At 43.8% G+C, this 7,610-nt stretch carries 5 protein-coding genes and 1 pseudogene; 1 reads left to right on the top strand and 5 read right to left on the bottom strand.

What is annotated here, in order from left to right; translation table 11 throughout:
- Positions 1–121: 121 nt before the first annotated feature.
- A complete protein-coding gene (locus EV146_RS25070; RefSeq protein WP_132011400.1) occupies positions 122–631 on the bottom strand; it encodes a hypothetical protein in 510 nt (169 codons plus the stop codon).
- A 364-nt stretch (positions 632–995) separates the two neighbouring features.
- On the opposite strand from EV146_RS25070, the gene EV146_RS25065 reads away from it, so the two are divergent.
- Entirely contained in the window at positions 996–3,740 is a 2,745-nt protein-coding gene (locus EV146_RS25065) for a dynamin family protein (RefSeq protein ID WP_132011399.1), read from the top strand.
- 161 nt (positions 3,741–3,901) lie between these two features.
- Here the strand turns inward: EV146_RS25065 and EV146_RS25060 are convergent, their stop codons facing one another.
- From EV146_RS25060 to EV146_RS25045, 4 genes and pseudogenes are all read right to left on the bottom strand, one after another.
- On the bottom strand, positions 3,902–4,693 hold the full coding sequence (locus EV146_RS25060; protein ID WP_121609886.1) for a formate/nitrite transporter family protein: 792 nt from the start codon (positions 4,691–4,693) through the stop codon (positions 3,902–3,904).
- Positions 4,694–4,842: 149 nt separating this feature from the next.
- The gene (locus tag EV146_RS25055; protein ID WP_132011398.1) at positions 4,843–5,802 is read right to left on the bottom strand and encodes a phosphotransferase family protein; all 960 of its coding nucleotides are present in this window, start codon (positions 5,800–5,802) and stop codon (positions 4,843–4,845) included.
- 18 nt (positions 5,803–5,820) lie between these two features.
- Complete coding sequence (locus tag EV146_RS25050) at positions 5,821–7,029, bottom strand: MFS transporter (protein WP_132011397.1); 1,209 nt, start codon at positions 7,027–7,029, stop codon at positions 5,821–5,823.
- Between the two features lie 123 nt (positions 7,030–7,152).
- Positions 7,153–7,523 (bottom strand): annotated as a pseudogene (locus EV146_RS25045) (VOC family protein).
- Positions 7,524–7,610 lie beyond the last annotated feature (87 nt).

Genomic DNA, 7,610 nt, shown 5'->3' with positions numbered 1-7,610 from the left:
AAGTTAGTAGTACTTATATTATATCAAATTAACGCGGTGAATAGTTAAAGTAAAAGATTAAAAATAAAGGCTGTCGAGAGTTTCTCGACAGCCTGAGCGGATACAAAATATCCGCTGTTTTTTAATTAAATCTGCCTGTCGGCTCAACCTGCAGTTCGGCCCCCTCAATTTTTTTCTCCCCAAATATGGTGATAAGCGTACAGGATGTAATCCGAAAAGGGTTTTGTTCTATTTTATATTCTGCGAGCAGCCCGCTGCCCAGCTCATTGCCGCTGGAATCCTTCACTGCTATATTCTGGCCTTCCAGTGTTCGCAGCCTGGCTCTCATCAGGAATGCCTTCCAGGGCTCCCACTTTTTTATTAAATATGCAGGTTCCCCATTTTCCAGATATCCTAATTTACAGCCACTTTCATCCACTTCAGCATCAGTGCCTGACACCATTTCTAAAATCGTTTCACGCAGGATTTCATATTCCTCCATCTCCAGCTGGGGATGAATCAAAAAAGTAGTTTCCGCTTCACCATTCTTAATGGTTGCCAATGTTTTTCCATTGGCAATAACCGAGCTCCCTTTGAGGTTCTTCGAAGCTAATCTTTCCCTTTCTAAATTCCGTACGATTACTGTCAGCATCCTTACGCTCCTTTTTTCTTTGCCAGAAATTTTTTGCTAATTTGATTTTCTATATACAATAATATGGTCTGGATGTGAAAAGGACAAACATTAAGAGAACGGCCGACACCCGGAAAATGATGGCCGGGTTCGAATAGTATGTAAGTAAAAAGACATGAAGATAAGTAGGCCATTTTATCTATATTACAAATGAATCGGTCTTTGTAGCATAACTGATAGCAAACTGACATTCCTCACAGAAAAAAAGTTTGATAGAATAGAAGGATGAGGTTTATTTTGACGGGAAATGTGGAAATAATTCGATTTAACAAGAATAGCAGTTTGCAGGAAAAGAGATAAATACGATTTGTCGGAGGATGCCATCATGACATTAGAAGAACAATTGATAAAAAAGGCGTACTTTGAGAATTATATGGACGGCGATAAAGATCATCCGGTCCGCGTTCTCGGGGAGCTGTACCTCGAGGAGAATAAAAAGGATATAGCCGATCTGGCAAATATCCGCTTTGCTCAAGGGGAAGTGTATTTCCATCATAAGGATTTTGAAGCCGCTATTTTTAAATGGGAAAATATTAAGGGCGAAATGGAGCCATGGGCAAAAAAGAATATGGCCGATGCATATCTGGAGCTGGAGTTTCTTGATACAGCGGAAGGAATTTACCTTGGAATAGAAAGTGAAAGTGTTACATTGAAAATAGAAACAGGCCTGCAGCTTTTATCGATTTATATCGAACAAGGCAAGCTGGACAGAGCAACGGAAGTGATCAAGGCTGCTGTTGTTCTTGACCCGGATTATCCTGGGGTGACCGAAATTGCGCGTGCTTTCTTTGAAGAGCATCAGGACTGGGATAATAGTGTTAAGCTTGCTTCCGATGAAGGTGTACGGACTGGAGCTGTACAATGGTTTGATATCCTGAAAACCTATATTGATGCCGGATATACAAAAGGGAAACGGCCTGAATACTTCAATCCGGCATTGACGGCTTTGTTCACCATTGACCGCACCCGTTTTGAATCGTTGGCGGTTTCCTTGTGGAAAAGCTATCGGGAAGATCCGGATTACCTTGATTGGATCAAGAACTTCAACAGGATCTTCCTTGATATGGATGCGAGCCGCAGAGAACCATGGCGTCAACTGCCAGGCATCTATCAGGAAACCTATTTTGAACTAATAAATGGAACATTGCTGATCAAAGAGCTTTCGCCTTTGATTCCAGCCCATCTTACAAACTGGCTGAAGATTACCGATGCCTCCACTTCCCTGTTTGCTTCAGCTTCGGTTATGGCATGGAGCGAAATGTTCCCATCCAGCCTGTCTTCCGAAGTGGTCCGCGATGCAGAGGACTTGATCCTGAATGCGAGGAGATATCCTTCGGCGAAAGAAGACAGTATCCGGCTATTTCAATCCGTCATTCACTGGGCAGAAGAAAATGGCATTAACCCTGGCCATCGGATTCATTGGATCATTGACGAACTCGCCGATTTTAGCAAGCAGCACCTTTTATTGGCCGGTGTTTCCGGAAGCGGAAAATCAGAGGTGATTAATGATATTTTAGGAGAAACCCTGATGACAGGGCCGACTTCCTCCATTGTGGCATTTAAATATGGAGATGATCCGGAAATCCTTGAAATTACCGATACAGAGATTGCTGAAATTGCAAACTTCGAGCAGTTTCAGGAGGCAGCCGGTATCCGCCGTCAAAACCATAAACAAGAAACTGTCATTGACTTCAAGATTCCTAATGAATTATTAAGAACAGGGAGTTTGGCATTAATTGATACGCCAAGCATCAATCGGAACAATATTGATCATAATCCGGTTTTCAGTTATGCAAACTTTGCGGACAGCCTGCTGTTTGTTTTAAATGCCGAGGATCCGCTCACCGAACGTGAACAGGAAATCCTGATGCAAATCCACAATCAGGCTCCCGACCTCCCGGTTCATTTTCTGCTGAATAAAGTTCAGTCCCTCTACAGTGAGCAAGAGGCAGCGCAGCTGGTCAATGAAACCCTTGCAAGGATCCATGTTTTCTATCCGAATGCAAAGCTGCTCACTTATGCTCCTAGACAGAATGGGATCCAGCTGAAAGAACTGTCTGATTTTATCGGCGGAATGATGAGCAGTATCCAGCTGGGGCAGGAGCGGATTACTAAGCTTCAGCATTTTGTGCGAAGGTCCATCAACTATCTGCTTGATAAACGAATTCAGATGGAAAACGACCTGGTCGAATCGGTGCGCTGGAATGAAGAAATGGTTGGCAAATTAAGGGGAGCCATTAATCAGGTTCACGACCTTGAGGAAGAAAAAGCAGGCAGCATCAAAAAGTCTTACTTAAAGATTAAAGATGATACCCGGGCCGAGATCCTGGCAAAAGTGCCGGAAATTTTGCGCGGAACATCTGATTTAATCAAAGAGGACAGCGATTTTACAAAGCTTCATCTCGAATTGAACGATGAAATGAATGATCGCGTGCAGGATTACCTGGAAAATACGTTACTTAAGGATTATTACAGCAATCTTCAAGAATGGATCACCTTTTCCAAGGAAGAATTCGAGCAGTCGCAGGCTTATCTTGATGAAATGAGCGAAGGGTTCAACGCAATATACGGGGAAGAGCGGATTCGGCAGGCATGCGATTTCAAGGTACTTGATGACTGGAATCGCGATGCTGACCGGATGACCAATGGCATCAACATTGACCACATTAACTTCCTGAATCGGGCAACACCTTCCCAGTTTTTGCTTAAAAGTGCCGGAAAGCTTTTAGGTGTCCTGCCGCAGAATCATTCCATGCTGTACAACAAATATAAATCCTATCTTGAGAATCAGGATTACCAGGATACAGCTGCAACGATTTCCAAGAGATTCTTCAAGCATTTTGAGATGTTTGAGAAATCAATTGAGCGGGATGTTAAACTCTTCTTCAAAGAGCCTCTGATCGTTTTAAATGACGCAGTGGAGGAAGCAAAAGGAGAGATTGAAACCAGTAAAAACGCCCTCGAAAAAATGAGGGTCAACCCGGAAGTCTATCGGGATCCTCTTAATCTGTTTGAGGTAAAATTGAGGCAGTACGAGTGGATGACGGCAGCCGGGAAGCAGGATGCTTAAAAACAAAATGGACCAGCCCAAATGATGGGCTGGTCTTTTATGTTGCCTTCCGGCAGAGATGGTTTCATAAAGCCATTCGGCATGAACAGGTGTTATTCCGCGCGCAAAGGGTTTTTCAGGAACTAAGGTCGAAACAAGTAATCCATCACCCTAGTGATGGATTATTTGTTTTCTTCCTCTGCAAAGAAAGGCTTATTCGCATAGTAATACATCCATCCCATCATAAGGTTGCCGCCGATCAAGTTCCCGATTGTTACGGGGACAAGATTGTGGAGGACGCCAGATGCCGAGATGGTTTCAGGATGGTTAAGCACCAGGGCAATGGCGAAAGTGCACATATTCGCTATGCTGTGTTCATATCCGGAAATGAAAAAGCAGAACACAAACAGAATCATGGCAAACATTTTTGGTCCATCGCCTTTTAATGCCATCGGGATGAAAAAGGCCATGCATACAAGCCAATTACAGAGTATGCCGCGGAAAAAAAGCTCGCTTGTGGAGGCATGGATCTTTTTCTCTGCAACACTCAGCAGAAAACTATTCACAGAGGCATCGTCAAACAATCCGGTTGTAAAAATTAAAAACGCAAAGACCAGCGCCCCCAGAATATTCCCGATATAACTGAACAGCCACATTTTTAGTACCTCGGACCAAACCATCTTTTTCCTGAGGGCCGCAAACGTATAATAAAAGGTATTTCCGGTAAACAGGTCACCGCCGCCGTAGGCGATCAGGATGATGGCTGCTCCAAAGGTAATGGCAGCCATTGGATAAGTAAAAGGGGAATGCTCCAGATAAAAGAAATTTCCGGTCTTGAAGGCTACGATGACTCCAAAGCCAATAAACATGGATGCTAAAGCGGCCCTGGCCAAATACCTCGTCTTGCTTTGGCGAAATATCTTATGTTTCTTCAGAGCCAGCTGTTCCACTTCGAGCAGTGGTTTTACTTCCATTGTCTCACCAACGTTTCACTGTAATTTTATAAAAGATAGTCTTGGCCAGTTGAGCACGATGTATGTAGGATCAGGAAATGGGAGAACTTTTTAGAGGGTTTTCCCTAAATGTTCCAATGAGAAACCTTTGAATATAAAAAGAGCCGTTCCTAATTCTGGACGGTCCTTCCTAAAGGAAACAGCGCCGCAGCGAGTTCGTCAAAATTTTTCGCATTTGCACCACTGCTGTTTTTAGACAGATAAAAGTTTAAATCGCTATAGGGATGAAGCAGAGCATACATCATCAGCTTCTGCTGAAAATCATTGGTCAACCGGTTCTCCGGCTTGCCATAGGATATTAAAAATGGCCGAACAAGCCTGCCGTCCCCGCAAAACATGAACAGAACAGGACCGAGCAGGTCGTAATCCCCATCTCCAAGGAAGCAGTCAGCAAAATCAATGACTCCAGTCAGCTTCCATTTTCCATCAATTTTATTCATTAAAAGGTTATACGGAGTATATTCCCCCGTTAACAGGACCGGGACCGGAGTAAACTCTATCATATCAGGATCCATATAAGCTAGCACTTTTTCTAAAAGTTCAGATTTCCGACCGGACCGCTGATGATGATCGTAGGCAACTTTAATCCGGCTTAGCATAAAGTCCTTCCAGCCTATATCAATTTCGTAGAGCCCGGCTGTCGGAACAGAATGGATATGAGCAATCACCTTGCCCAGGTCCATGCTTAGTGTAAGCTTTTCTTTGTCATTCAAACCTTCCCAAATATCTGCTAATAGCTCCCCATTGAGCTGGGTCATTATGACATATTTCCAGCCTTCATATTCTCCAAAAGAATGAATCTGCGGGACCTCTATACACTCAATGAAGGAAGACAATACCTCGAGGACGGCCCTTTCCCTTAGAGCCTGTTCCTTGCAGAATGAGGGGTAAAGCTTAATGGCATACTCCTTATTGTAGCTGTACACAATGGTCGAACCGTGGCTGAACCTGGTTAAAGGGGCAGGAGGAAGGTGTTCCTTGCTGAGGATTCCTTTGAGCTTGGCCTGCCAAAACTGGTCCTGGTTTCTATACAAGTCAAATAACTGAACATCTATTTTAGATAAATGCATCTTCAGATCCTCGCTTTATTAATTTTCGGCAAACTCTGGATGGCGGTATAGTGACCCCAAAAGAATAAGTCCGCTGACAAGCAAGAGGAAACTTGTTATGAAGAACACGGAGGAAAAACCGAACCAGCCGGATACAAAACCTCCAAGCACAGGGCCGATGATATTGCCAAGAAAGCGGAGGCTTGTATTGTAGCCCAGCACTTCCCCCTGCATGGCAACCGGAGCTTTATGGCGGATATAGGCTATTCTTACAGGGATGATTCCGCCCAGGGTAATCCCCAGAGCAAAACGAATGACAATGAGCTGCCAGATATTTGAGACAAAGGCTCCTGGTAGATAGAAGATTGCGGATAGAATTAACAGGGCCACAAGAATCCTGACATAGCCGATTTTATCAGCAAACTCTCCCCACTTTCGTGCCATCATCAGGTTGCCAAGGCCGGCGGCTGAAAAAGCGATTCCCGAATAGAAGGCTATATTCTGCATTCCGTTCAGCTCTCCCACATAAAGCGACAAAATTGGCTGGATGCTAAAATTGGCAATCTGTACGAGAACTGAGATCAGAAGGATATTCAGCAGGATTGGATTTTTAACAATATGCCTCCAGACTTCCTTTGAACTGTAGGTCGTTTTTGAATGTTTACTAATATCAACTCGGTATTCTTTCACGGTAAATACAAGAATGGCAGACAGAAAGATAAAAGCGGCAGTGGATTGGAAGGTGGCTGCATATCCATAGGAGTCAGCAAGAATTCCTCCAATCATCGGGCCGATTAAGGAACCGGTAATGCTCCCGGTCTGGAGAGTCCCAAGGACCCGCCCGGCCACTTCCTTGGAGGTCTGGGTGGAGATAAAAGCCTGGGAGACAGGGATGAAGCCGGAAAAGAAGCCCATCATCAGTCTTAGAATGAATAATTCCCCTACTGACTCGGCAGAACCTAGCATGAGCATGGCCAGTCCCATTCCAATAGCCATAAAAATAAGGATTTTTTTACGGCCATGCCGATCACCCATTCTCCCAATGACAGGGGAGAACAGAAAGGCTGTCACAAATGTAATTCCAAAGGTCATTCCTGACCAGTGCTTGACATACTCATCCGAGAATTGGCCAAACGTTTCTATATACAAGGAAAGAAAAGGCATGATCATGGTCATGCTGCCTGCGACAAAGAAATTGGCAAACCACATGATTGCCAAATTGCGCTTTCCAGCCTGCTGTTGGTTCATCGGTGACACTTCTTTCAACTAATTAATCGGGATATCAAAATATTATAACAAATATAAAAGGGAAACAGTATAAAAGCACCTCAGACAAATGAAAAAGGCCCAGAACTCAGGCCTCATCTTCTCTTATATCCATTCTAAAATTTCGATTCGATTCCCAAACGGATCATTGATATAGATCCGGTCTGCTCCCGGAAGGCTGCTGTCCTCAAGGAATGCAGTATTATTCTCCCGTAAATGCTTTCTTAATGACTTGAGGTTTTCAGAGTTGCAAAGGCAGGGTGAGCTTTCCGTGCTGGTACAAAGGGTTCTTCAATTCCAATATGGAGCTGACTGCTGCCAAATTGAAACCAGACTCCCCCGCGTTTCCTCAATTTTTCCGGTTTTTCGATTTCGGTCATTCCAAGAATCCCTGCAAAAAAACTTCTCGCTGCTTCTTCTGATCCTTTTGGAGCTGCCAGCTGAACATGGTCAATTCCTTTTAATGCAAAACCCATAAAAACTCTGCCCCCTTCCTTTGTCAGTATTTATTTTACGCTTATTACTAAGCAGATAAAATTTCATAATCATGATGATAAATGATA

The sequence above is a fragment of the Mesobacillus foraminis genome (assembly GCF_004340465.1).
GTDB classification, from domain to species: Bacteria; Bacillota; Bacilli; order Bacillales; family Cytobacillaceae; genus Mesobacillus_B; species Mesobacillus_B foraminis.
This window is presented reverse-complemented; position numbering and strand designations above follow the sequence as displayed.